This is a genomic window from Bradyrhizobium sp. USDA 376, from assembly GCF_054063675.1.
In genome coordinates this window covers 6,389,785-6,413,024 of the sequence record NZ_JBSSGN010000001.1, presented here as the reverse complement: position 1 = coordinate 6,413,024, position 23,240 = coordinate 6,389,785, and the positions used below count along the sequence as shown (strand labels likewise).

General features: G+C 63.8%; 22 protein-coding genes and 1 tRNA gene. 3 read left to right on the top strand and 20 right to left on the bottom strand.

Annotated elements, in window-relative coordinates:
- Nucleotides 1–38 precede the first annotated feature (38 nt).
- The 15 genes from ACVJ19_RS29805 to ACVJ19_RS29735 all read right to left on the bottom strand — a co-directional run bounded on the left by ACVJ19_RS29805 (nt 39) and on the right by ACVJ19_RS29735 (nt 18,362).
- The gene (locus ACVJ19_RS29805; protein WP_453952743.1) at nt 39–2,915 is read right to left on the bottom strand and encodes a valine--tRNA ligase; all 2,877 of its coding nucleotides are present in this window, start codon (nt 2,913–2,915) and stop codon (nt 39–41) included.
- 139 nt (nt 2,916–3,054) lie between these two features.
- Nucleotides 3,055–3,825: a PopZ family protein gene (locus ACVJ19_RS29800; protein WP_453952742.1), complete on the bottom strand. Its 771-nt coding sequence runs from the start codon at nt 3,823–3,825 to the stop codon at nt 3,055–3,057.
- Between the two features lie 305 nt (nt 3,826–4,130).
- Entirely contained in the window at nt 4,131–5,516 is a 1,386-nt protein-coding gene (locus tag ACVJ19_RS29795) for a TolC family outer membrane protein (protein ID WP_453952741.1), read from the bottom strand.
- Nucleotides 5,517–5,722: 206 nt separating this feature from the next.
- The gene (locus tag ACVJ19_RS29790; protein ID WP_453952740.1) at nt 5,723–6,385 is read right to left on the bottom strand and encodes a protein-L-isoaspartate O-methyltransferase family protein; all 663 of its coding nucleotides are present in this window, start codon (nt 6,383–6,385) and stop codon (nt 5,723–5,725) included.
- 140 nt (nt 6,386–6,525) lie between these two features.
- The gene (locus tag ACVJ19_RS29785; RefSeq protein ID WP_453952739.1) at nt 6,526–6,705 is read right to left on the bottom strand and encodes a hypothetical protein; all 180 of its coding nucleotides are present in this window, start codon (nt 6,703–6,705) and stop codon (nt 6,526–6,528) included.
- Nucleotides 6,706–6,917: 212 nt separating this feature from the next.
- Nucleotides 6,918–6,992 (bottom strand) — tRNA-Asn (locus ACVJ19_RS29780).
- A gap of 139 nt (nt 6,993–7,131) precedes the next feature.
- A complete protein-coding gene (locus ACVJ19_RS29775) occupies nt 7,132–7,500 on the bottom strand; it encodes a hypothetical protein (RefSeq protein WP_453952738.1) in 369 nt (122 codons plus the stop codon).
- Between the two features lie 211 nt (nt 7,501–7,711).
- A complete protein-coding gene (locus ACVJ19_RS29770) occupies nt 7,712–9,406 on the bottom strand; it encodes a flotillin family protein (protein ID WP_453952737.1) in 1,695 nt (564 codons plus the stop codon).
- Between the two features lie 23 nt (nt 9,407–9,429).
- Complete coding sequence (locus ACVJ19_RS29765) at nt 9,430–10,089, bottom strand: OB-fold-containig protein (RefSeq protein ID WP_453952736.1); 660 nt, start codon at nt 10,087–10,089, stop codon at nt 9,430–9,432.
- A 10-nt stretch (nt 10,090–10,099) separates the two neighbouring features.
- Complete coding sequence (locus tag ACVJ19_RS29760; protein WP_453952735.1) at nt 10,100–11,263, bottom strand: PspA/IM30 family protein; 1,164 nt, start codon at nt 11,261–11,263, stop codon at nt 10,100–10,102.
- Between the two features lie 460 nt (nt 11,264–11,723).
- Nucleotides 11,724–12,107, bottom strand: a complete 384-nt coding sequence (locus ACVJ19_RS29755; RefSeq protein WP_453952734.1) for a RidA family protein — start codon at nt 12,105–12,107, stop codon at nt 11,724–11,726.
- Nucleotides 12,108–12,120: 13 nt separating this feature from the next.
- Nucleotides 12,121–14,451, bottom strand: coding sequence for an acetamidase/formamidase family protein (locus ACVJ19_RS29750; protein WP_453952733.1), 2,331 nt, complete (start codon nt 14,449–14,451; stop codon nt 12,121–12,123).
- 134 nt (nt 14,452–14,585) lie between these two features.
- Complete coding sequence (locus tag ACVJ19_RS29745; protein WP_453952732.1) at nt 14,586–15,827, bottom strand: acetamidase/formamidase family protein; 1,242 nt, start codon at nt 15,825–15,827, stop codon at nt 14,586–14,588.
- 43 nt (nt 15,828–15,870) lie between these two features.
- Complete coding sequence (locus tag ACVJ19_RS29740) at nt 15,871–17,493, bottom strand: ABC transporter permease subunit (protein WP_453952731.1); 1,623 nt, start codon at nt 17,491–17,493, stop codon at nt 15,871–15,873.
- On the bottom strand, nt 17,493–18,362 hold the full coding sequence (locus ACVJ19_RS29735; protein ID WP_453955235.1) for an ABC transporter substrate-binding protein: 870 nt from the start codon (nt 18,360–18,362) through the stop codon (nt 17,493–17,495). The genes ACVJ19_RS29740 and ACVJ19_RS29735 overlap by 1 nt, the downstream gene beginning before the upstream one ends.
- A gap of 72 nt (nt 18,363–18,434) precedes the next feature.
- Here ACVJ19_RS29735 and ACVJ19_RS29730 point away from each other — a divergent pair, with 72 nt between their 5' ends.
- On the top strand, nt 18,435–18,671 hold the full coding sequence (locus ACVJ19_RS29730) for a hypothetical protein (protein WP_453952730.1): 237 nt from the start codon (nt 18,435–18,437) through the stop codon (nt 18,669–18,671).
- Nucleotides 18,672–18,838: 167 nt separating this feature from the next.
- On the opposite strand, the gene ACVJ19_RS29725 is transcribed toward ACVJ19_RS29730, so the two are convergent.
- On the bottom strand, nt 18,839–19,102 hold the full coding sequence (locus ACVJ19_RS29725) for a hypothetical protein (protein WP_453952729.1): 264 nt from the start codon (nt 19,100–19,102) through the stop codon (nt 18,839–18,841).
- Nucleotides 19,103–19,365: 263 nt separating this feature from the next.
- Between ACVJ19_RS29725 and ACVJ19_RS29720 the strand changes: the two genes are divergently transcribed.
- The gene (locus ACVJ19_RS29720) at nt 19,366–19,560 is read left to right on the top strand and encodes a hypothetical protein (RefSeq protein ID WP_453952728.1); all 195 of its coding nucleotides are present in this window, start codon (nt 19,366–19,368) and stop codon (nt 19,558–19,560) included.
- Nucleotides 19,561–19,639: 79 nt separating this feature from the next.
- On the opposite strand, the gene ACVJ19_RS29715 is transcribed toward ACVJ19_RS29720, so the two are convergent.
- The 4 genes from ACVJ19_RS29715 to ACVJ19_RS29700 form a co-directional block, all read right to left on the bottom strand.
- A complete protein-coding gene (locus ACVJ19_RS29715) occupies nt 19,640–19,786 on the bottom strand; it encodes a hypothetical protein (protein WP_453952727.1) in 147 nt (48 codons plus the stop codon).
- Between the two features lie 394 nt (nt 19,787–20,180).
- Entirely contained in the window at nt 20,181–20,477 is a 297-nt protein-coding gene (locus tag ACVJ19_RS29710) for an addiction module antidote protein (protein WP_453952726.1), read from the bottom strand.
- 3 nt (nt 20,478–20,480) lie between these two features.
- Complete coding sequence (locus tag ACVJ19_RS29705) at nt 20,481–20,777, bottom strand: type II toxin-antitoxin system RelE/ParE family toxin (protein ID WP_453952725.1); 297 nt, start codon at nt 20,775–20,777, stop codon at nt 20,481–20,483.
- Between the two features lie 484 nt (nt 20,778–21,261).
- Complete coding sequence (locus tag ACVJ19_RS29700; RefSeq protein WP_453952724.1) at nt 21,262–21,960, bottom strand: twin-arginine translocation signal domain-containing protein; 699 nt, start codon at nt 21,958–21,960, stop codon at nt 21,262–21,264.
- A gap of 684 nt (nt 21,961–22,644) precedes the next feature.
- On the opposite strand from ACVJ19_RS29700, the gene ACVJ19_RS29695 reads away from it, so the two are divergent.
- A complete protein-coding gene (locus ACVJ19_RS29695; protein ID WP_456739467.1) occupies nt 22,645–23,208 on the top strand; it encodes a hypothetical protein in 564 nt (187 codons plus the stop codon).
- Nucleotides 23,209–23,240: the final 32 nt, after the last annotated feature.

The window sequence follows — 23,240 nt, the reverse complement described above, 5'->3', positions numbered from 1 at the left end:
GGTCTGGTCCTTCGGACCATCCCGGAATGACGAGAAGCTCACGACGCCTGCTTCAGCCGCTCCAGCGCCTCCAGCAGCTTGGCCTTGCGGGCCAGCGCCGCCTCGCGCTTTTCGCGCTCCTCCTCGACGACCTCCTCGGCCGCGTTGGCGACGAACTTCTCGTTCGCCAGCTTGGATTCGGCGCGCTTGATGTCGGCGTCGGCCTTGCCGATTTCCTTGTCGAGGCGCGTCCGCTCCGCGGCGACATCGATGACGCCCTTGAGCGGCAGCGCGGCCACTTCGCCGCGCACGAGCAGCTGAACGGCACCGTCAGGTGCACGGTCGGCGAAGGAGATGTCGGACAGCCGCGCCATGCGCTTGATGATTTCGGTCCAGCGCGGCGCACGCTCCTTCGTTTCAGTCGAGGCGCCCGCGAGCACCAGTGCCGTCAGCGTCGCCGGCGGGATGTTCATCTCGGCGCGCACGGAGCGGATCTGCGTCACGAGGTCAATGACCCAGCCGATCTCGGCTTCCGCCTTGGGATCGGTGAAGTCGGCATGGTCGAAGATCGGCATGACCAGAGCCGGCGAGATCAACGGATCGGTCGGCCCGGCGGCAGCGGCGAGCATCGCGAGCTGCTCCGGCGAGGGCTCCGACGGCTTCAGCGGCCACAACGCCAGCGCGAGCAGGCCTTCGCGCTTGGCCGTCACCTCCCACAGCTCTTCGGTGATGAAGGGCATGAAGGGATGCAGCAGCTTCAGGATCTCGTCGCGCGCCCAGGCCACCATGGCGCGGGTTTCGTCCTTGGCGGGGCTGTCGGGGCCAAGCAGCACGGGCTTGGCGAGCTCGACATACCAGTCGCAATAGACGTTCCAGACGAAGCGATAGATCGCGCCGGCGGCGTCGTTGAAGCGATAGGCCTCGATCGCCTCGGTCACCTCGCGCGTGGTGTGCGCGGTCTCATGCGCGATCCAGCGGCTCAGCGTCTCCTTCGCCTTCGCCGGCTCGAAACCGTCGGGCACGGCACACTGGTTCATCTCCGCGAAGCGGCAGGCGTTCCAGAGCTTGGTCGCGAAATTGCGGTAGCCTTCGACGCGGCTGGTGGCGAGCTTGATGTCGCGGCCCTGGGCGGCCATCGCCGCCAGCGTGAAGCGCAGCGCGTCCGCGCCATATTCGTCGATCAGGTTGAGCGGATCGATGACGTTGCCCTTCGACTTCGACATCTTGGCGCCCTTCTCGTCGCGGACGAGGGCGTGGATGTAGATCGTCGAGAACGGGATCTCCTTCATGAAGTGCATGCCCATCATCATCATGCGGGCAACCCAGAAGAAGATGATGTCGAAGCCGGTGACCAGCGCATTGGTCGGGTAATAGCGCTGCACCTCCGGCGTGTCGTCGGGCCAGCCGAGCGTCGAGAACGGCCACAGCGCCGAGGAGAACCAGGTGTCGAGCACGTCCTCGTCACGCGTGATGAAGCCTTCGCGCTTGTTGCGGTCGAGCGCCATCTCGCGGCCCTGCTCGACCGTGATGACCTCCTGCTCGACGTAATAGCCGAGCGCGTGGCTGATCGCCTCCTCCTCGGTCTCGGCGACGAACACCTTGCCGTCGGGCCCATACCAGGCCGGGATCTGATGGCCCCACCACAGCTGCCGCGAGATGCACCAGGGCTGGATGTTCTCCATCCACTCGAAATAGGTCTTTTCCCAGTTCTTCGGCACGAACGACGTCTCGCCCGAGCGCACCGCCGCGATCGCCGGCTTCGCCAGCGTCTTGGCGTCGACATACCACTGGTCGGTCAGGTACGGCTCGATCACGCTGTTGGAGCGGTCGCCATGCGGCACCATGTGGGTGTGCGGCTCGATCCGCTCGACGAAGCCGAACGATTCCAGCCGCTCGACGATGCGCTTGCGCGCCGCGAAGCGGTCGACCTTGTGAAACTCCTCGGCGAATTGCACGGCGCCTTCCGGCAGGTCGCGCAGATAATCCTCGTTGTCGACGAGGTCGAGGCAGCCTTCCCTGTCGATGACGCTGATCCGGGCGAGGCCGTGGCGATTGCCGACCTCGAAATCGTTGAAGTCGTGCGCCGGCGTCACCTTGACCGCGCCCGAGCCCTTCTCGGGATCGGAATACTCGTCGGCGACGATTTTGATCTTGCGGCCAACCAGCGGCAGGACGACGTTCTTGCCGATCAGCTTCTGATAGCGCTCGTCCTCCGGATGCACGGCAACGCCGGTATCGCCGAGCATCGTCTCCGGGCGCGTGGTGGCGACGACGATGAAGCTCGAGGGATCCTTGGGGCTGAACGTCTTGCCCTCGATCGGATAGCGCAGATACCAGAGGCTGCCCTTGACCTCGGTCTGCTGCACTTCGAGATCGGAGATCGCGGTCAAGAGCTTGGTGTCCCAGTTCACCAGCCGCTTGTCCTTGTAGATCAGGCCGTCGCGGTGCAGCTCGACGAACACCTTGATCACGGCCTTCGACAGACCCTCGTCCATGGTGAAGCGCTCGCGCGACCAGTCGCACGAAGCGCCGAGGCGCTTGAGCTGGTTGATGATGGTGTCGCCGCTCTCGGCCTTCCACTGCCAGACCCGCTCCAGAAACTTCTCGCGTCCCATCTCACGGCGGCCGGGCTGCTGGCGCTCCATCAGCTGCCGTTCGACCACCATCTGGGTGGCGATGCCGGCATGGTCGGTGCCGGGCTGCCACAGCACGTCGCGGCCGCGCATGCGCTCGAACCGGCACAGAATATCCTGGAGCGTGTTGTTGAGGGCGTGGCCCATATGCAGCGAGCCCGTCACGTTCGGCGGCGGGATCACGATTGTGAAGGGCACTGTGTCGCGGCGGTCGGGACGGCCGGCCTTGAAGGCAAGGCTGTCCTCCCACACGACGGACATGCGGGTTTCGATATCGGCGGGCTGGTAATTTTTCTCGATCATGGGGCTGCTAGAAAGCCGCGCGCGGGGGCCAAGTCAACGAAAAGTCAGCGGAAAGCGAGGCGGCAACAGCGCTTTCCGGCCCGATCTAGGGCCGAATATGACACACAAGCCGGGCTTTATGAGGGCCCTCCGGCCGCTCTCAGCGGCCGCCGCGCGAGACTCGCTCGATTTCGGCCTTCACGATGCGTTCGACGAGGCCAGGCAAATTGTCGTCGAGCCAGGACTTCAGCATCGGACGCAGCATCTCCTTGACGAGATCCTCCAGCGTCCGCGCATTGCTGCTGAGGACCGTATGGGCCAGGGAGTTGAAGGCGGATTCGACCGCGGAGACCGTCGATTGCGCCAGGATCGGCTGCTGCGGCGGTAGCGGCGGCGCATCGAAGTCCACCGGCGCATAGGACGGCGCCGGACGCGGTGGCGGCGATTCGGCGAATTCGAGATCGTCGCGCGGCTCGACCTTGCGGAAGCTTGGTGGCGGCGGAGGCGGTGTCGGCGCCGGGTCCATCGCCATCTCGTCGGTCAATTCGAGCACGTCGGGTTCAGGCTCGGGCTCCGGCTCCGGAGCACGGACCTCGGGCGCAGGCGTGGCCGCGTCGAGCCCTGCCAGCAGCGCGTCGATATCGTCCTGGTTGTTCGGTCCGGCATCCGCGGCGGGCGCGGGTGGCGGCGGTGCCGGAGCCGGCTTCGCAGCCGGAGGTGGCGCGGGCTTCTCGGCGGCAGGTTTGGGCGGTGCGACCTTGGATGGCGGAACGTCGTTCATCGGTTTCGGCGGCGCGGCGGGCGCCGCAGCCTTCTCGGGCTTCGCAGCTTCGGCCGGCGGCGGCTTGGCCTCGTCGTCGGCAATGATGCGCCGGATCGAGGCCAGAATCTCCTCCATGGAGGGTTCTGTGACCTTTGCAGGCTGCGTCATCTCCGACTCCACATCATCAACGCCCTCGTATGCGTTGTTTTACACCAAGCACGACAGGATTGGCCGGTTCCGCAACGAACGCCCCGACATTTTCGCCGCGGCAGCCCGACTTGTCCCCAGATCACGGCTCAACGTGCAGCGGTGCGCCCCTGCCCTCGGCACTCAAGCTTTACGCAAACGACATCGAATGCGGAGCGAATCGACCCGCATCTTCTTGGCAAGGCTATGTCAGGGATTTTGATGATTGCAAGCAAAGCACCGGTCGGCCGCAATTGTTCGCGAGGCCGACCGGATGATTACGGGAATCAGCGCCCGTCAGGCGTACGCACGCCGCCCCAGCTGTCGCGGACCTGATGGTAGTGAACGCTGGCATCGTAGACCGTGGTCGCGAGTCCGAGCACCTGGGGCGACAGACGGCCGACGGCGGCAAGGACGTTATACGATGCCACGACGCGGTCGTGCTGCGCGGTCACCAGCGCGACGCGCGCATTGACCAGCGCCTGCTGCGCGTTGAGCACGTCGAGCGTGGTGCGCTGACCGGCCTTGGCTTCCTCGCGCACACCGTTGAGTGCGATCTCGGACGCCGTCACCTGCGCCTGCGCGGACTGCACCTGCGCCTTGCCGGCCTGCAACGAACCCCACCACTGCACGACGGTCGCACGAGTCTGGTCGCGCGTGGTTTCGAGGTTGAGACGCTGCTGCGCCAGGTTTTCCTTGGATTGGCGGATCAGCGAGTATTCACTACCGCCCTGATAAATCGGCACCGAGACCTGCGCGATCGCGGATGCGTTGAACGAGCGCAACTGAATCAAGGACTGTTCGTTGGACTGCGTGGCCGACGCCTGGATCGTAACCGTCGGCAGCAACGCACCTTCGGCGACTTTGACCTGCAAGAAATTGACGTCGATGCCATACATTGCGGCCGTGACGTTGGGATGCTCGACCAGGCCGAGCTCGACGGCCGAAGCGAGCGTTGACGGCAGGAACCGGTCGACCGGCGAGCCCGGTGCGAGGTTCGTCGGCTCGTTGCCGATGATGCGGCGGAAGTTCGCCCGCGTCGTGGTGAGATTCGCCTCCGCGGTGAGCGCCTGCGTCTTGCCGGCAGCCAGTTGCGCTTCCGATTGCGCAACGTCGGTGCGCGTCACTTCGCCGACGTTGAAGCGATCGCGGGTCTGCTTCAGCGTCTGCTCGAGCACGCGCACGTTGCTGCGCTGGACTTCCAGCGTGGCGGCATCGCGCAGATAATCCATGTAGGTCGTGGCACCCTGGAGAAGGACGCTTTGATCGAGGCTGCGCAGCGCTTCGCGGGCACCGGACACCTGACTCTCCGCAGCCCGCGTTCTGTTGGCGGTCTGGTTGCCATTGTAGAGCGTCTGCGAAGCGGTAATTGCAGCGCTGCGAGGCAACGTGGTTCCGCTGATTGAGCTACTCCCCACGCCACTCTGCAAATCCGTATATTGATAGCCACCGCTGGCGGTCAGCGAGACCCTGGGGCGATAGCCGGACAAAGCCTGCGGCACGTTCTCGTCGGTCGAGCGCACCTGGGCGCGCTGTGCGTTGAGCTGCGGATTGTTCTGATAGGCGCGCACCAAGGCGGCCTCGATCGTGTCCGCCAAGGCAGGCGTCGGCCCGGCCAGCGCCAGCAGCAGGACCGAAACCGCAGCTCCGGTGAAGAGCTTCACCCCATGCATCCAAAATTTCCGTTTCATTTTAACGCCCGGCTCATGCCCGTGAGCCGGGTTACCGTCTACCGAGTGGAGTCGTTGCCCCGCCGCAACATAGGACGCGGATTGGCGCGACGGAACTACCTCAAGGTAGTTCTCGGTGGAAACTCTTCACGTGCAGCATCCCGGCCACACTTCTGATTCGGAACGGGATTTTAACGGGCTTTGGGCCGTCAGAAGACGAAGGCGGCAGCCCGTTCCAGCCCGGGAAGGACCGGAGCTGTGGCGTCGAAGAGCGCCCGATGGCCGAATTCGCCGTGGGTACGGGTCACGATCATGGCCCGGGGCGGCCGCGATTCGGCCGACACGCCCACCAGCCGCCCGCCCTCCTTGAGCTGCCCAAACAGCCCTTCCGGCGTCACCTCGGCGGCCCCATTGAGGATGATCACATCATAGGGGGCGGCAGACGGATCGCCCTCGGTGCAGGGAGCGGCCTTGCAGGTGACGTTGGCGAGGCCGAGGGCGGCAAAGGCCTCCTTGGCCTTCGGGGCCAGGGCCGAATCGCACTCCGTCGCGGTAACCTGACGCGCAAGCTTGGCCGCCAGCGCGGCGAGATAGCCCGTGGCGCAGCCGACGACCAGGACGCTGTCGTCCTCGCCGATCTCGGCGGCCTGGAGCAGCTTGCCGGTCAGCTGCGGCTTGATCAGGAACCGCTTGGCAGCGCCCTCGCTCACATCGAGGTCGAGGTCGAGATAGGCCAAAGCCTGCCGGCTGGCCGGCACGAAGGCCTCGCGCGGGACGGTGAGCATGGCATCGAGAATACGACGATCAGTGACGTCATTGGTGCGCACCTGGCCATCGACCATTTTGAGGCGCGCGGTCGAGAAACCGGACATTTGCGGACCCTGAAATGCGGACGATGCCGCGGACGGAAGTTGGCGGCATCTTTGGAACAGGCTCGGCGAAAACGCAACATGGCCGTTGGCCTCGGCCGGCCAAGGCGGCTGCAGCTCACCGCATCAGGGAACAGGACGAACTATTCGATCGTCACCGCGAGGCGGCCGATTAGGGCGGCGACCTCATCCAGGCGCGCCGAATCGGGGGTCTCAACCGCACGCGCAAGGCAGGCGAGGCATTCGTCATCGCTGAGCTCGGGAACGTCGGCCGGCAGAATCGAGGGAGCCACTTGGACGCGGTCGATCTGGATGTCGGGCATAGGAATCAGCTCCGTAAGAGTCCGGCCCTGCGAAGCTCGATTTGAATTAAGTCGATTTGGTGCCGTCCCGGCGGCTGCGATGCGTCTCCGGACACATCTGCTTGAACGCGATTCTGTGGCGATCGGGCCGTCAGAACCTTGAGAGACGACTCGAGCGGCATCGCGCGCCACATCAGCGAACGTTTGCAAGTCGATGAATTTACAGCGGAATTTGGCTCCCCGGGCTGGATTCGAACCAGCGACCATCCGATTAACAGTCGGATGCTCTACCGCTGAGCTACCGAGGAAAAGGGCGAACTGTCGTCCGCGCGCGGGTGCGTATAACAAAGCCGGTTGCGCTTGCAAAGGACGAATTCGTCATCTTCCGCAACGCGCCTTAGGAAGGGCCTGGGCCGGCCCCTCCTCCGGGCCATCAGCCGGGAAAAGCTATTCGGCGACGAACGACGTGGTCTTGGTGCCGGAATCGTAACGCAGCCTTAGCGCGGTGATCTTGCAGAGGTTGACGTTCTTCCAGAGCACGGCCTCGTCATAGTTCTGCCAGTCGACGCGGATGTTCCAGACACACCCCTCGTCATCCTCGTCGAACTCGACATAGGTGCTCGCCTGGTTCTGCAAAACCTTGTCGAGCTCGTTCTCCCATTCGTCCAGGCCATCGTCCGGCGCATTGAAGCCGAGGAATTTGATGGCATAGCCGGTCTCGTTGACGACGGTGACGTTGCGGGCATCGGCAGCCAACGCCGCCGTGGCCGCGATCGAAAGACCGATCGCGACCAGTCCGGACAAAAAATACTTCATGTGAAATTCTCCCGATCGAAACAGGCTGTAAGCGCCTGACGTCGATCGGCGCAGGCGCCGCGGCAACGAATGGCGTTGCCTCAAAGAGTCGTCCGGAGTGCGATCGACGGATTCAACACGCGATCGATCTGCACTCCGGGACGATGCGCGACGCGAGACGCGCAAGGCCTGTTCTTATCGTTTCGAATTCTCAGCAGCAATGAACCGGCATTCATAGATCGGCGCTGTTTGTTTTCTCCGGCGCGGGCACCGGCACTGCGGCGCCATTGCTCTTGCCCGTCACGGCGCCGACCAGCGCCTTCACGGGATCGTCGCCCGGTGCAAATCCGCTCTGGCGCAGGATCTCGTCGATCATCGGACGCAGCGCGTGCACCTTGAGCAGCTCGCCGGCAAGGCCCTCACCGAACCCGACATTGCCGCTACCTGCGCCATTGCCGCCGAACGCACCGCCGGTGTGCAGGATGCGGACATCCTTGAGATTGGCGATCGGCTTGACCATCTCGGCCAGCGCCGAGGGCATGGTCTCGATCCGCTTCTTGGCGATCTCGAAATCGATGACGTTGCTGCCGAGCTTGTTCTGCGCCTCGTTCTTCATGGTGATGACGGCTGCTTCCGCCTCACCGATATTCCTGACGCCGACTGCCTTGATCTTGTTGGACTCGGCCTCCGCAGTCGCCAGCGTCTTGACGGCCTCGGCGCGGTCGAGCGAGGCCTTCTTCTCGGCCTCGGCCGCGACGATCAATTCGGTCGACTTGCGCTCGGCCTCGGTGCGTGCAGCGAGCACCTGGGTGAGACGGGCGCGATCGGCGACCTCGACGGCGCGCGCGGTGACGACCTTTTCCTCCGCGGATACGGCAACCGCTTCGGCCGTCTTGGCCTCGGCGACGGCTTCCGAGGTCTGCTTGCTCTTGGCCGCGATCTGGATCTCGTTCTCCTGCGTGGCGATCTGGATCTCGCGCTGGGCGTCGGTCTTGCGCTTGTTGATCGCCAGATCCGACTCGATCACCGCGGTCTCCTTGACCTGCTTGGCGCCAGCTTCCTTCTCGGCAACCGCCCTATCTGTGTCGATACGGGCGTTCTCCTCGGTCAGGCGTGCCGTCTGCGTCGCGGTTGCGACCTCGGCGCGGGTGCTGGCGGTCTTGTTGGCGATGTCGCGCTCCTGGGAGAGCTCGGCTTCCTTCTTGGTGCGTTCGATCCCGAGGGTCTGCTGCCGTGCCTCGAGGTCCTTTTGCGCAATCGCCACCTCGTTGTCGCGCACGATGGCATTGCGGTCGCGACGACGGGTCTCGGTGACCGTCTTCAGTTGGGTCAGACCTTCGGCGTCGAAGAAATTCTCCGGGTTGAAGAACTTGACGTCGGTCTGGTCCAGCTTGGTCAACGACACCGACTCCAGCTCGAGCCCGTTCGATTTCACGTCGGACTCGACAGTGGACTGCACGTGCTTGACGAAGTCCGAGCGCTTCTCCTGAAGCTCCAGGATGCTCATGGTCGCGGCCACCGAGCGCAGGCCATCGACGAATTTCGCCTCGACCTGGTTGCGCAGCGCCTCGGCATCGTTGGTCAGCGCGCCGAGCGTTTGGCTCGCCAGCGCAATGCTCTCTTCGTCGGGTCGGACACGGACGTAGAACTCGGCAACGATGTCGACGCGCAAGCGGTCCTTCGTGATCAGGGATTCCCGCTCCTTGCGCTCCACGGTGAGCCGCAGCGTCTTCAGGTTGACGCTGGCATAGGAGTGGAAGATCGGCAGGATCATGGCGCCGCCGTCGAGCACGACCTTCTTGCCGCCGAGGCCGGTGCGCACGAAGGCCTCGTCACGCGTCGCGCGCTTGTAGAGAATGGTGAAGACGATCCCCAGGACGACGATCAGCGCGACGCCGATCATGGCCGGGACTGCGATGTCGAACATGACTTTCTCCAATGAATGACTTGCTAGCTGCTTAGAGTCTGCTTGGACGGGTTGAGTTCATCCTCGGCCTTCACCGCCACGAAGCGGGTGCCATCGCGATCGACCAGCAGGACCAGGGTTCCCTGCGGCAGGGGCGACGACGAAGGTGCTGCGACCGCCAGGACGAAGTGGCGGTTGCCGTGGACGTCGGCGACGCTGACGCGGCCGGGCGGCCCCTGGTCGAGCGGACCGACGACGACCTCACCGACGCGGCCGACGAGATCGCCGAGCCCGACGACATAGCTCTCGTCCTTGGGAATGATCCGCGCGATGGCGCCGCTGGCGGCGCGCACCAGCGGAACCGACACCGCGACGGCCCCGATCGAGGCGACCGTCGCCGGCAAGGGACCGGCAACCATCCGGGCGATGTCCTGGATTAGGAAGCCGGTGATGGAGAAGGCGCCGAGGGCCAGCAGCAGGAAGATCAGCAGCGGTACGCCGCCGACATTGATCCAGGAGATGGCGTTGAGCACGCCATTGTCGCTGGGATGGCTGAAATCGATGCTGGTGCCGAGCATCTCGCTCAAGGAAGCCCCGACCAGCATCGAGATCACCTCGAGCGAGCCGACGATGACGATCATCGCCGCCGCGATCGCGAACGGCCTGACCTCGGGCGACATGACGTGTTCGAGCAGAGCGCTCATGACACGGCACTCAGGAGCCCGACTTCAACCGGGCCAGCCGCGCTGCAATTTCCTTGTCGCGATGCAACGTGCTGAGCTCGTCGATGTCGCTCGAATAAGGGATGCCCGGAGGCACGCCGGTGGCCCGCGCCACCGCCTTGCCCGCGCGCAGCGCCTTTGCCGCCGCAGAGCTGCCGCCCTGTTTCCGGGGCGATGTCGAGGCCTGCTGGCTTGCAATGGCCTCGCTCTTTTCGAGATCGGCGCGGCGCTGCTCGGCATCCTGGAGCGCCGACAGCACGGCGCGCAGCGAGGTCACGCATTGCTCGATCTTCTCGTTGTTCTCGTCGATGGCTCGCGAGAGCACCTCGAACTGCGCCTCCAGATCCATCTGCCGCGCGATGCCGGCACGGGCGAGATCGTCGCGGCCATCGGCGATCGCGCCTTCGATCTTGGCGGTAAGATCGGTCATCGCGCGTTCGATTTCGCTGCGGCGCGCGTTGAGGCGATATTCCTCGGCCCGCGCGGCCGCGAGCGCATCGCGCGCTTCGCTCTCGGCACGCTCGATCTCGCGGATGGCCTGTCCGACCACCTTGAGCTTGTTCTTGCCTTCCGCCTGCTCGATCGCGTCATAGGCGATCCCGGCGATCAGGCGCCCGACCCGGGACAGGAAGTTGTCGGGGGCGGCAGCAATGGTATCCATGGCGTTCTCCTCCTCTGGCAGGCTGTTCGGCGTGACGCCGTAGTGAACTTCGAAACCGTCGTCGGTGCGGATGAGGTGCGCGGGCGCGCTCTGCCCCCAGCCCTCGGCATAGCCGGCGTAGTCGAAGGGCACGCTGAAGCGCCCTTGCACGGTCGCAATCGAAATGGTGGCGGGCCCCTTGATCTTGGCGAGCTTGTCGTCGAGCGGCAGGCGCCGCCCTTGCGCCGCGCGATACTCGTTGCGGTCGCGCAGGCCGAGCGTCACCAGCCGCGAGGGCAGCGCGGTCTGTTTGCGGATCGGCTCATAGGCGTGGGCGTGGAGCAGGACGACGTTGGAACCCACGTTATGGGTCCGCGCCACCTCGTCGAGGATCTCCATCATGCGGTCATAAGCCCTAAACGTCGCCTCGATGGCGGCCTTGGCGGCCGGGTCGGGGGCAAGCCTGTAACGCAGCGCGGACGGCGCGTTTCGGGGCGATTGGCTCATGGAAAGCACTAAAGCACCATTTTGGTGCTTTAGGAAGAGGAAGCTCGATCACGTTCCACTGATCCTTCTGCACTCTATTGGGTTAGTCGCTGCCGGCCGGCGGCCCGTTCAAGGCGGCAGATCACTCCTAGCTCACCGCCGATCAAGACTTCTTGCACGCGCGGGTTGCAATTTGAGATGAAATGCAGCGGCCTTTGGACAGCCAGTTTCCGCTCGCTTCACGTCTCGGTCCCCGTCGTCCTGAGGTGCGAGCGATGGGGCGCCTTGCGCCCCATCGGGAGCCTCGAAGGATGAGCGGCCGGGATGCAGCGGGGCCGTTCACCCTTCGAGGCCTCCGCTTCGCTCCAGCACCTCAGGGTGACGGTGATGGGCCTTGCGTCACACATGTGCGTAGATACACCTCCGCATCCTCGCGGCTTATCTCGCCCGAGCTTTGCTTTGTCACATCGCTACGAAACGAGACGGCCTGTCACGGCCGCCGGCACACCAGATCGATCTCGATCAGCGCGTCATAGGCGAGGCCGGTGACGCCGACGCAGGTGCGGGCCGGCAGGCAATCCGGCGCGAAGAAGCTGCGATACGTCTCGTTCATCGCCGCGTAATCTTCCTTGAAGCGCGTCAGGTACACGCGCGCCATCACGACGTGGTCGAGGCCGAGATCGAGACCGGCCAGAACCACCTTCAGATTCTCCATCACCGCGCGGGTCTGCGCGACGATGCCGTCGGGCAGCACGCCCGGCATCTCGGGCGTATCAGGCATCTGGCCGGTGACGAAAACAAATCCGTCGGTCTCGACGGCGTGGCTGAAGGGCGCGACCGGCTTCGGTCCGCCGCTGATCATGTGGAATTTCACTTGGATGTCCTTGTTACGGTGCGTCCTGGAACAGGCGCTTGCTGAGGATGGCGTGCACGCCCCAATTGCCGTCGACGACCTGCGTTACGCCGAAATCGACGGCGGCCGACATCAACGCGATCGCCTCGTCCTCGCTGAGGCCTTTGGTGTTCATCAGGAAGCGCCGCATCTTGCGGAACGCGTCCTTCATGGCGAGGTCGAGCGAGGACTTTGCATAGACCTCGCTCTGCCCTTGCGCGCCGAACTCGGCGAGGTAATTGGGGTGGCTGAAGCCGGTCAGCACCCAATCGGTGGCGGTTTCAATCAGGGGGTAAGAGAGATCGGCGAAGGGGCGGCCGGCGAGATCGGCCTTCTTGTGCAGGATCACCTCGAAGGTGCCGGTCATCGAGCACTCGATCGCGGTGCCGCTGAGCTCGCCGTCGCCCTGCGCGGCGTGGGGATCGCCAACCGACAGCAGCGCGCCGGGCACGGAGACCGGAAGATAGACGGTCGCCCCCTTCCCCAGCCGCCAATTGTCGAGATTGCCGCCGAAATAGGACGGCGGCACGGAATCGACGAAGTCGACCTCGCGCGGCGCCACCGCGATCACGCCGAAATGCGGCCGCAAGGGAATGCGGATGCCGTCGAGCACGGCGTGCCGGCGCTTGATCGTCCCGGGTGCGACAGGAACGCCGGGATAGTCGTAGGTGGCATGCACCACGCCAAAGGGATCGGTCTGCGGCTCCCAGCGATAGGAATAAAGCGCGCGGGCATGCGGCGCGTCCACATCGTCGAAGATCTCGTAAATGGTCACGGCCTCGCGCGGCTTGGGGCCGCCGAGAAATTCGTTGTAGTGATAACCCCACCAGGCCGCCACCGAGGAGCCGAACACGCGCCCGGCGTGGTTCGGGCTCCGGCTCGCCCGCGGCACGATGTCGAGGATGCGCACCTCCAGCACATCACCGGGCTGGGCGTCCTTCACAGCGACGGGTCCGGTGCAGATGTGCACGCCAAATCCCTCGCCGGCCCCGCGGCCGAACACGCTGGCATCCATGGGTCCGGCGCCGCGGCGGTCGACGTTCTTCTTGTTCCGCGTCCAGCCAAACACGCTTTCGGCGGCGGCATCACCCGCGATCATCATGTCATGGGCATCGGAGGCGTGCTGCGTCAGAGTCTCGATGGTGATGGTGTCGCCCGATGCGATCTCGATCTGCGGCGGCAGCGAGCGGCTGAAATAGCCCCAATGAACGCGGCTGGCCTCGACCGGGAGATGATGATGCCTGCGCTCCGTGGTCGTGCGCTCCTCGGCGCCGGCACAGACGACGTTGCTGCGTGCCTCGACGCTCTGATGTGCGCGGAGCTGCGCCAGCGCCTCCTGTGGCCAGCCGCGCTGGCCGGCGACGCCATGCTGCGAGGTCGCCCGCTCCGCCTCCTGCTGGCGAAACTCGCGCGGCGGCAGGCCGAAGCGATGACGGAAGGCCCGGCTGAAATGTGCGGAGTCGCCAAAGCCATAGGCGTAGGCGATCTCCGAAATCGAGCGATGCGCCTCGGTCGGGCTGGAGAGATCCGCCCAGGCGCGCTGGAGACGACGCTCGCGAACGTAGTGGGTAAAATTGTCGCCGACCGTTTCGAACAGCTTTTGCAGGTAACGCTCGGAAATGCCCTCGGCTTGCGCGACACGCGCCGGCACGAGGTCGGGATCGTCGAGCCGGCGTTCGATGGTCTGGCAGATCCGGTGCAGCAGCGCGGCCTGCGTCGCGCTCGACCCGGCCTCGGACGTCGATGTCGCCAGTTGATGCGCGAGCGTCAGCAGCAGATCGACCAGCGACTGCGCGAGCGAATTCCATTCGGCATCGCTCAAATTATCGAGCGTGCGCGCGGTCGCGTCCAGCAGGCGCGAGAACACATCGGCAAAGCCGCCCGGCGGAACGACACGGGGCTCGCCGAGCCGCGGCTTGCCCGACAGGCGTCCGTGCAGCGCCTCTGAACTCACCGACAGCACGATGGCGCGCATGTCGCGCTGGAACACGATGCTCCAGTCGCCGCTGCGCGGCAGCAGCACGAGATGGCCGACGGGAACGATGCGGTGACCGCCGGCGGTTCTGAGCACCATGCCGTCCTCGACCGGCATCAGCGCGATGGGGAGGTCTTCATTGGCTTGCGAGAGCGGTGCGACGCTCTGCGCGCCCGCGGCCATGCGCGTCAGTGCAACACCTGCGGCATGCCGATGCGATGCCGTCGCGTGTCCGTCATAGATGGTATGACTACCCGCCGGTTGCAGCCCGACCGCAGCCAGCACGTCCCGCCAGGCTTCGGGGCGGTCGTCTTGCGCGTAGGACTCGCTCGTGAACGGCCGGAAGCTCATCGGATCGACCCAGATTGCAGTCGATCGAAGCAACCTCTGTGCCAGACGAACGCGGTCATCCGTCGCAGCGACGGGTCGCAAATGGTCTCCGCTTGTCACCTGCTCATCCCGAAAACAGACCGTGTCTCAACACATTAGTCGCACCGGAAGATGTTCTTGCGGATCGTGCCGTGGACGCCCCAATTGGCATCGACCACCTGGGTGACACCGAAATCGGCGCCGACCGACATCAGCGAGATCGCCTCGTCCTCGCTGAGGCGATGCACGGTCATCAGGAACCGGCGGAGCTTTCTGAACGCATCGCGCATCGCACGGTCGAGACTGCTGTGATTGGCAATCTCGGTTTGCGCGTCAGCGCCGAGCGCTGCGAGGTAGTTCGGATAGGTGAAGCCGTAGAACGACCAGGCGCGGTCGGTCTCCAGCATGGGATGGTCGAGGCCTTCCAGATCGGTGCCGGCAAGGTCGGCCTTCTTGTGCAGGATGAATTCGAAATCGCCGGTCAGCGAGGTCTCGATCGCGGTGCCGCCGAGCTCGCTGTCGCCTTGGGCTGCATGGGGATCGCCGACCGAGAAATAGGCGCCGGGCACGGCAACCGGATAGAACATCCGCGCGCCCTTGCCGATGCGCCAGTCGTCGATATTGCCGCCGGTGTAGCTTGGCGGAATCGAGCTGACGAAATCGGCTTCCGACGGCGCAAGGCCCATGGTGCCGAAGTGCAATCGCGCCGGGACCTTCACGCTGGAAAGGATGTTCTCGCGTTTCCTGATGGTGGCATGATCGACGCGGACGCCGGGATAGTCGATGGTCGGATGCACGATGCCGTCGGGGTCGGTCTGCGGCGTCCAGACATAGTTGTAGACCGCCTTCGCATAGGGCTCGCCTGAAGTGTCGAGCTCGAAGATGGTGACCACCTCGCGCGGCTTCGGCTGCTCGATCAGATCGTGATAGTGAAAGCCCCAATTGGCGGCGACATTGGAGCCGAAGCAGCGGCCGGCATGACAGGCGCTGCAGCTCGGCCGCGGCCTGATATCGAGGATGCGCACCTCGAGAATATCGCCGGGCTCGGCGCCTTCGATGGCGACCGGGCCGGTGAGCAGATGCACGCCGATCCCCTCGCCTGCGCCGCGGATGAAGGGGCCTTCGACGGGACCTGAGCCGCGGCGCGCCACGGCCTTGTGCTCGCGCGTCCACTGGAACACGCTCTCGGCACCGGGATCGCCCTGGATCATGCGCTCGTAATCGTCGTTGGCATGATGCGTCAGCGTCTCGATGGTGGCGCGATCCCCGGAGCGCAGCGTCAGGGCCGGCGTGACTTTCTTGGAGAAATAGCCCCAGTGGACGGTTTTCGGCGAAACCGGCAGCGTGACATGCTTCATGAGGTGGCCTCTTCGGGAGTCTTGAACCTTGTGGATGCGCCGCTCATCGCACCGCCTCCGGAGTCTTGTCGGCTTCCATCACATTGAGGAAGCGCGCCGTCAGCGCGTTGCGCGGGTTGGAGAGCACCTCGTGCGCCGGCCCCTCCTCGATGATCGCGCCACCGCTCAGGAAAGCGACGCGGTCGGCGACCTCGTCGGCGAAACGGATCTGGTGCGTCGAGATGATCATGGTGAGGCCGTCGTCGATGGCGAGACGCCGGATCACCTCCAGCACCTCGTTGACGAGCTCGGGATCGAGCGCCGAGGTCGGCTCGTCCAGCAGCAGCACGCTCGGGTTCGGCGCAAGCGCGCGGGCGATGGCGACCCGTTGCTGCTGGCCGCCGGAGAGATGCCGCGGCAGCGCATCGGCGCGATGTGACAGCCCGACGCGGTCGAGCAGCTCGGTGGCGCGGCGGTCGGCGTCGGTGCGGGTCATGCCGTGGACCCAGCGCAAGGGCCCGGCGATGTTCTCCTTGGCCGAGAGGTGGGCGAACAAATTGAACTGCTGGAACACCATGCCGACGCCGACACTCGCCCGTTCGTTGGCGATGGCGCGCGGCGACAGCGCCTTGCCGTCCTCGCCAAAGCCGAGGCGCCGGCCGCCGACGCGCACGGTGCCGGCGTCCCAATTTTCGAGATGGTTGATGCAGCGGAGCAGCGTGCTCTTGCCCGAACCGCTTGGACCGAGCAGCGCCACCACCTCGCCCACGCGGACCGTGAGGTCGAGACCATCGAGGACCTTCTGCGGTCCGTAACTCTTGGTGAGATCCTTGACCTCGACCGCGATGTTGTTGCGCGCGATCGTCGCGGTGCGGCGGGCGCGTTCCTCGCGGGTCAGGGCCAGCGGCGGCGTATCCGTGAGCTCTGCCTGCGCGGGCTCGGGATCGATGGCGATCGCATCGGCAGGTTCGAGCTTGGCGACGAGGTCGACACGGCGCCACGGCAGATAATCGGCGAGCCTGCGCTCACGTCCTTTGGCGCGGTCGAGATCGAGCAGCCATTCGACGAACAGCTGAATGCCGCTGATGGTCGCGGTCAGCACGAGATAGAGCAGGCCCGAAGCGAAGAAGATCGAGAAGAAGTCGAATGTGGAGGACGCCAGCTGGGTCGAGCGCAGCGTCAGCTCCTGGACCGCGACGACGGAGGCGAGCGAGGAGTTTTTCAGCGCACTCACCGCCTCGTTGCCGAAGGCCGGGATCATGGTGCGGATCGCCTGTGGCGCAATCACCCGCCACATCAGGATCCGTGGCGTCATGCCGAGCGCCTGCCCCGCCGTCACCTGCCCGCGGTCGACGCCGAGCACGCCGGCGCGCAGCATCTCCGCGATGAACGGTGCTTCGTTGCAGGCGAGCGCGAGACCGGCGGCCAGCACCGCCGGCAGCTTGATGCCGATATGCGGCAGCGCGTCGTAGGCGAACACCATTTGCAGGATCAGCGGCGTGCCGCGGAAGATCACGGTGTAGGCCCTGGCGATCGCCGCCAGGGGCCAGAAGCGCGAGAGCTGCATGCCGGCGAGGATCAATCCGAGGATCAATCCGCCGCCGAGCCCGAGGGCTGTCACCTCGAGGGTGAGCTCGATGCCCTCGAGCAGATACGGCATGCTCAGGTAATGGAGGAACAGCGACATCAGTCAGCCGTCAGTATGTCCGGTTCCTTGAAGTTGTTCACATCGAGCCCATGCTTCTTCAGGAGCTCCATATGCGTGCCGGCCTTCTGCACCTCGATCAGCGCGGCGAGCACGGCGTCGCGGAATTTCGGCTTGTCCTTGGGCACGGCGATGCCGACCGAATACGGGATCGTCACCGCGATCGCCTTCTCCAGCTTGTCCGGATAGGCCTTCACCGCGCTGTCGACGGTGTTGACGTCGTTGATGTAGGTGTCGGCGCGGCCGGCGAGGATCGCCTGGATGCAGTTGGCGTTGTTGTCGTAGAGCTGGATGGTCGGCTCGGGCTTGCCGGCCTTCTTGCACTCGGGGATCAGCGCCTGGATCAGCGGCACCTCGACATAGCCGGTGTTCTCGGCGGCGGCCGTGCCGCACATCGACATGTTGATGCCGTTGATGCCCTTCGGATTGCCCTTGGCGACCAGCACGCCGTCGAACACTTTCGAGTAGGTGATGAAGTCGGCGGCCTTCGCGCGCTCCTTGGTGGCGTAGATGTCGGAGATCACGATGTCGGCCTGGCCGGCCGCGAGTGTCGTCAGCAGCGCAGCGAACGTCACCGGCTTGTAGGTCAGCTTGAAGCCGAGACATTCGCCGATGGCTTCGCCGAGATCGATGTCGAAGCCGATATATTTGCTGGGGTCCTTGGGATCGATGGTCTCATAGCCCGGCGTGTGCGGGTTGATGGCGTTGACGAGACTCTTGCCCTTCCAGTCCGGATATTTCTCCTGGAGCGCGGCGCAGGCGGTGGGCGCCGCGGCCTGTGCGCTCAGCGGTGCGGCGGCGACGAGGCCGAAACCGATGGCCGCGCCGAGCGCGGTCTTGCGCCACGGCATCGATGCGCGCGCCGTTCCCCGCCGCGCCTGGGGCAAAACCCGTCTGTCCATGTGCTGCTCCTTCGAATTGGCATGGCCATGTTGCTGAACTCGAAGGTCAGCCTAGGTGCAGAGCGGATGGAAAAGCTTGTCCGCGGACGTACAAAAAATTGGATGGAGGCGGCCCGCGATTTGGGCAAGTCGCTGCACAAAAACTGTTCGCAGTCGCAAGCCGATGCGGGTGCAGGATTCCGAATTCGGGAGAACCAAATGATCCCGGATGACGCAGCGATCAGCACGATCCCGGAATCATCTGGTAAGGCTATTTGACAGAGATATGACGGATGCTGACGGAGATACGGCGCCGGGCGAGCGGATATGCGTCCGGCATCCACAGCATTCCACAGGCTGTCCGCAGCATATCCACAGGCTGACTATGCCGGATTCGCCAGACCGCACGAGCCACTTGCTGCGCACAAACTCACAGAGCTGGCATGTCAGCCGCCGGCCGGATCGAACACGGTGCGGCAAGCCTCGCTCAAGCTTGATCGGTTACGGCGCAGGCAGGCGGTGATGGCACGGACGTTGGGAATCTCGCCGGCGCAGAGCCGGTAGACGTCGGGGGTGCAGGCCCGGCGCTGTTCGGGTGTTCCCTGCTGCGCCTGAGCGGCGGAGGCAAACAGCGTCAGGAACAGCCCGACCGTCGAGGCGCCGCGCGCCCGGCTCTTCACGCCCGCAAACCGCAAGAACCTTGTCTTCATGACCAAGTCTCCCGTTCTGCCCGCCCGCTCCCAGCCTGCGTTGGCCGGTCGTTGCGAAGGGGTAGGAGAAATAAATCGCCGAGAATGTGATCTCTTTCACACTGGCGACGGGCCACGGACGCCTAGGTTCCCGCGGGGATCTTTTCAGGAATCGCTAACCAAACGGGACCCGATCGCCGGATCGTTAAAATGCGAACGATCGGCTCAATCGGGTGACAAACCGGCTTTGCGACATTGCGCCATCCGCGTTCTGCGAGGGTGTGATGAGCGAAGCCGAATTCAACTTGCTGCTGGATGCCGTCCGGGACGCCATGATTGTTGAAGATTTCGCGCCTGCGACGGAGGAGGAATTCGTGCCCCGTTCGTGGTCGTATGACGCAACACCCAAAGCCGCCAACGACAATGAGGGCGCCTGGCCCCTGCTGCCGTTTCCGGACGGCTGGTACGCGGCCTGCTGAGGCCCATCTTGCCGTGAACTGAAGCCCGCCTTGCGGGCGGTTCGGCATTACCGCGCGCCGGGGACCGGCGCCACCCCGATCACGTCTTGACGCGCTCCTCGCCATCCTGCGGCGCCCGGTCGGGTGCAGGCGGCGGGAAGATGCTGTCATAGATCGCGCGCGCCTCGCGAATGAGGCGGGCCCGCTCCAGCTCGGATTTCGGGACAAATCGAACGACGTCGCCCACGTGCTCTCCAGCTCCAGGGGTTTGGATGCGTCCCTTCGCAGATGCGAAGTCTATGCCAGAGGGCCTGAATCGCAGGCCTCCGCCAAGCCCCGGGCAAACCCGGTGGCGGCCGGGCGCGCGCGGCCTCGGCGGAACTGCACAGAGATCAAATTTTGGCTTGGAGATCAGAGACTTGTGATGGAGGCCACGACCAGAATTGAACTGGTGTACACGGTTTTGCAGTTCTACTTGTGCCCTGCCATCCAATATCAAGCTGTACCGAAGCGGCCTATTCTGTTGACGGTTTAAGCACCAGCCCCTGACCGGCGTCATCTCTAATACTGTGCAGTACTAGCTGGTCCGGTGGCAATTCCGGTGGCAAATCCCCAAATGCTCCGCAGGGGGCGCCTTTGTGTCAGGCGACCTCAGCGACTTTTGGCTCTGCGTGTAGATGTATACCTAGAGAGCCCAGCACCTTTAGGACGGTGCCGAACTCAGGTTTACCCTCAGAACTAAGTGCTCTGTAGAGATGCTCCCGCGAGAGGCCGGCATCTTTGGCCACAGCAGTCATCCCGCGAGCTCGCGCAATGGTGCCAATGGCCTCAGTGATGAAAGCTGGATCATTGGTCTCAAACGCCTCGCTTAGATAAGCAGCGATTGCTTCGGGGCTGTCCAGGTACTCCGCTGAATCAAACGGTCGAGTTTTGGCCATTGTTCAGTCCTCCAATTCACTCGCGATCTTCTTGGCGTTTTCTATGTCCTTGTCTTGCGAATCTTTGTCGCCACCGCAAAGAAGCAGGATCAATCGCTCACCTCGCTGGGCAAAATAGACCCGGTATCCCGCACCGTGGTGGATGCGGAGTTCACTAATTCCCTCTCCTACTGGCTTGACGTCTCCCGCATTGCCTTTTGCCAGCCTTTCAATCCTGATGAGGATCTTTGCCTTCGCAAAAGCATCGCGTAACTTGTTGAGCCAACTGGAGAATTGCTCAGTCTCTCGTATCGCTGGCATGTGTAGGTTATAAGCTACAGCTCGCCGCTCTGTCAACACGTAATTGAACTAGCGGTTCCCCTCGAGGGGCCAGCAGATACGCAAAACAGCAATGACTGGCAGCAGCCTAGGGGGACAGCGCGGCACGCCGCAAGGAAAAACCCGCCGGGCGCGAACCGGGGGACCTTCAAAAATAGCAACTTGGGCTAGGCACTGACGTTTGCTCGCACTTGGGAATTTTTCAGGGCCCAGGTTTTTGGAGTGAACGCCGCCGGGCACGTATTTCTGAGACCGGCGGCGTCTTTTCTTGAGACCCAGAATCAGGCGCAGTCGTCGCCCCTGATCAAGGTGACAACGGGTGTGGACTTCTTCGGTGGCTCATCTCCGGCTAGAAAGACCGTCACGAGCTCTCTCGCCAACTGCAGTACAATCAGCGCGTCCTCGGGATCATTGGGCAGTGCGGCGACCATCTGAATTGCGTGCCGGCGGTGGTCTAGGGTTATTTTCATGCCATTCCCCCGTCATCACGAGCGGACTCGATGTGGTCCAGCGCGCCGCCGATCGAGAAGATGAGCGTCTCCTGCCTGTCATTCCAGGATAGATCGTCGAAAGTCGGGCCGTCGTCGTCCATCAAGATGTAGTCGATCAATGCGCGAAGGCCGGGCATTGACGTGGGCGCGGTCGAGAGCAACGCGTCGAGATGCTTGTCAGCGAGGTCGCGGGCATCGCCAGCGACATTCTCGATATCCCCAAGCACCGCAGAATAACGGTCTTTCGCCTCATCGAGCCCCGCATGTGCCCGGTCCCGCTGCTGGTCGGACAAGGTCGGGCATTGGTCGATCTGCTTGTGGCTATAGACGAGGAACGGCGCGCCCCCATCGTTGATGGCGGTGACGAACGGGCGGAAGCTGCCGCCCTCGTCCAGCAGGATCTGCTCGCGCCGGGATTTTTCTGCCTCCGCCGCTGCGGCTACGCGGGCCGCCGCGCGATGAGCCTCGATGAGGCCGAACACCGGGTCAGGCGAGACCGCTGGTGCGATTGCGGCGGGAGCTGGAGGGATTGTCGCCAGCGCCAGAACGGCGCTACCGGCAGCCACGCCGGTGGCCTGTGAAAGGAAGCGCCGCCGCGATGGGACGTCCGCAGCCTCTTGGGAGACGGACGAGCTTATGGGTGGCGTGCTATACACGCGATCAGCCTGGGTCATTGGATTCCAGTCCTTTATGGCTTGGGTTAGGGCCGGTTCGGAAGTTACCGCTTCCGCCCGGCCTAATTTTCGTGTACACGAATAATCATGGCCAAGCAATCAAAAACTGTACACAAAAAATCAAGGGGGCGCCCTGCCGGCGTCAAGTACGGTGAAACCATCCCCGCCCGACTCGAGCTTGCCACGGTGGAGTCGCTGAACGCGTGGGCAAAAGCTCACGAGGTTTCGCGTTCCGAAGCACTCCGCAGGTTGGTCGAGATCGGGCTAAAGAAAGGGTAGCGCTCGGCGCTTTCCCGCGCCCTATGGTTGCGTTACCGTGCCGCGGGCGGGATTCGGCATGGACTTTTTCGAAGCGCTGTTAACCAGAACGTCAGCGGTATTGGAGAAACTTCCAACTGTTGGCATTACGGGCAAGCGGCTTGTTCTTTGCCTTGCGACAATTTGCGCAGCTTATATGGCAACGCACGGCGTTGCCCCGCTCTGGGCGATTGTTTTCTTGATCGTCGTCTACCTGCTTGAACCTGCCGCCGAAATTTTGAGACAGAGACTTGAGAAGTGGAACGGACGACGCCAGCTATCCGTTGATAGGTCTGAATTTCGACAGTATGTTAATCGAAGACGAGGGCGGCTGAGGCCTCCAGAACCGGAGCTTCCCTTCCCACCCGCCGATGACAGGCCGCCACGATGACAATGATTCAGCTCATTCTGGTACTCGCGCTTGGAATTGTAATAGCGGTTGGCATCGAGCGGCTCCTCAATCAATATTCAAAGCGACTGAAGGAAGACTGCCTACGCATGGCGGCTGCGCGCGACGCGCTAGAGCAGCAGAAGCGTCTGGTGGATGCAGTTCTTGACAACGATCACATCCCTTATGCGATCAAATCATTCGTGATCGACGTATCGTCGCTCATTCCGGAACAAGCGGCAGCAATGAAAATCGCGGACTGGGTCGAGCGCGGCGGTTCAGCGCGATCAGTCGATCCCGATGCTGAGGAAGACGCAATCTTCGATAGCCTGCGCGAGTTAAACAAATCGCACCCTGAAGCTTTCGAGATTGTTGTCAGCAGCCTGCGAGCGGCCTTTGTAACGACCATGCTGCAATGGCCGTCAACAGCAGCAATGCTTGTGAAATACGCGCATCGCATTTCGTCGGAATCGACAAGCGAAGTGACAGCCTCAGCTGCTGCAGTTCAGCGCGCTGCGCGCTCTAACCATTGGATGGATGGCAACAACGTCGTCCCGGCCTAAATCCTCCGTAGAAATCCCCGGCTCGGCGAAAC

Bases quoted from the DNA above. Each gene is read 5' to 3' on its own strand.
- ACVJ19_RS29805 (WP_453952743.1), bottom strand. From the start codon at position 2,915: ATGATCGAGAAAAATTACCAGCCCGCCGATATCGAAACCCGCATGTCC.
- ACVJ19_RS29800 (WP_453952742.1), bottom strand. From the start codon at position 3,825: ATGACGCAGCCTGCAAAGGTCACAGAACCCTCCATGGAGGAGATTCTG.
- ACVJ19_RS29795 (WP_453952741.1), bottom strand. From the start codon at position 5,516: ATGCATGGGGTGAAGCTCTTCACCGGAGCTGCGGTTTCGGTCCTGCTG.
- ACVJ19_RS29790 (WP_453952740.1), bottom strand. From the start codon at position 6,385: ATGTCCGGTTTCTCGACCGCGCGCCTCAAAATGGTCGATGGCCAGGTG.
- ACVJ19_RS29785 (WP_453952739.1), bottom strand. From the start codon at position 6,705: ATGCCCGACATCCAGATCGACCGCGTCCAAGTGGCTCCCTCGATTCTG.
- ACVJ19_RS29775 (WP_453952738.1), bottom strand. From the start codon at position 7,500: ATGAAGTATTTTTTGTCCGGACTGGTCGCGATCGGTCTTTCGATCGCG.
- ACVJ19_RS29770 (WP_453952737.1), bottom strand. From the start codon at position 9,406: ATGTTCGACATCGCAGTCCCGGCCATGATCGGCGTCGCGCTGATCGTC.
- ACVJ19_RS29765 (WP_453952736.1), bottom strand. From the start codon at position 10,089: ATGAGCGCTCTGCTCGAACACGTCATGTCGCCCGAGGTCAGGCCGTTC.
- ACVJ19_RS29750 (WP_453952733.1), bottom strand. From the start codon at position 14,451: ATGAGCTTCCGGCCGTTCACGAGCGAGTCCTACGCGCAAGACGACCGC.
- ACVJ19_RS29745 (WP_453952732.1), bottom strand. From the start codon at position 15,827: ATGAAGCATGTCACGCTGCCGGTTTCGCCGAAAACCGTCCACTGGGGC.
- ACVJ19_RS29740 (WP_453952731.1), bottom strand. From the start codon at position 17,493: ATGTCGCTGTTCCTCCATTACCTGAGCATGCCGTATCTGCTCGAGGGC.
- ACVJ19_RS29735 (WP_453955235.1), bottom strand. From the start codon at position 18,362: ATGCCGTGGCGCAAGACCGCGCTCGGCGCGGCCATCGGTTTCGGCCTC.
- ACVJ19_RS29730 (WP_453952730.1), top strand. From the start codon at position 18,435: ATGGCCATGTTGCTGAACTCGAAGGTCAGCCTAGGTGCAGAGCGGATG.
- ACVJ19_RS29725 (WP_453952729.1), bottom strand. From the start codon at position 19,102: ATGAAGACAAGGTTCTTGCGGTTTGCGGGCGTGAAGAGCCGGGCGCGC.
- ACVJ19_RS29720 (WP_453952728.1), top strand. From the start codon at position 19,366: ATGAGCGAAGCCGAATTCAACTTGCTGCTGGATGCCGTCCGGGACGCC.
- ACVJ19_RS29710 (WP_453952726.1), bottom strand. From the start codon at position 20,477: ATGGCCAAAACTCGACCGTTTGATTCAGCGGAGTACCTGGACAGCCCC.
- ACVJ19_RS29705 (WP_453952725.1), bottom strand. From the start codon at position 20,777: ATGCCAGCGATACGAGAGACTGAGCAATTCTCCAGTTGGCTCAACAAG.
- ACVJ19_RS29700 (WP_453952724.1), bottom strand. From the start codon at position 21,960: ATGACCCAGGCTGATCGCGTGTATAGCACGCCACCCATAAGCTCGTCC.
- ACVJ19_RS29695 (WP_456739467.1), top strand. From the start codon at position 22,645: ATGACAATGATTCAGCTCATTCTGGTACTCGCGCTTGGAATTGTAATA.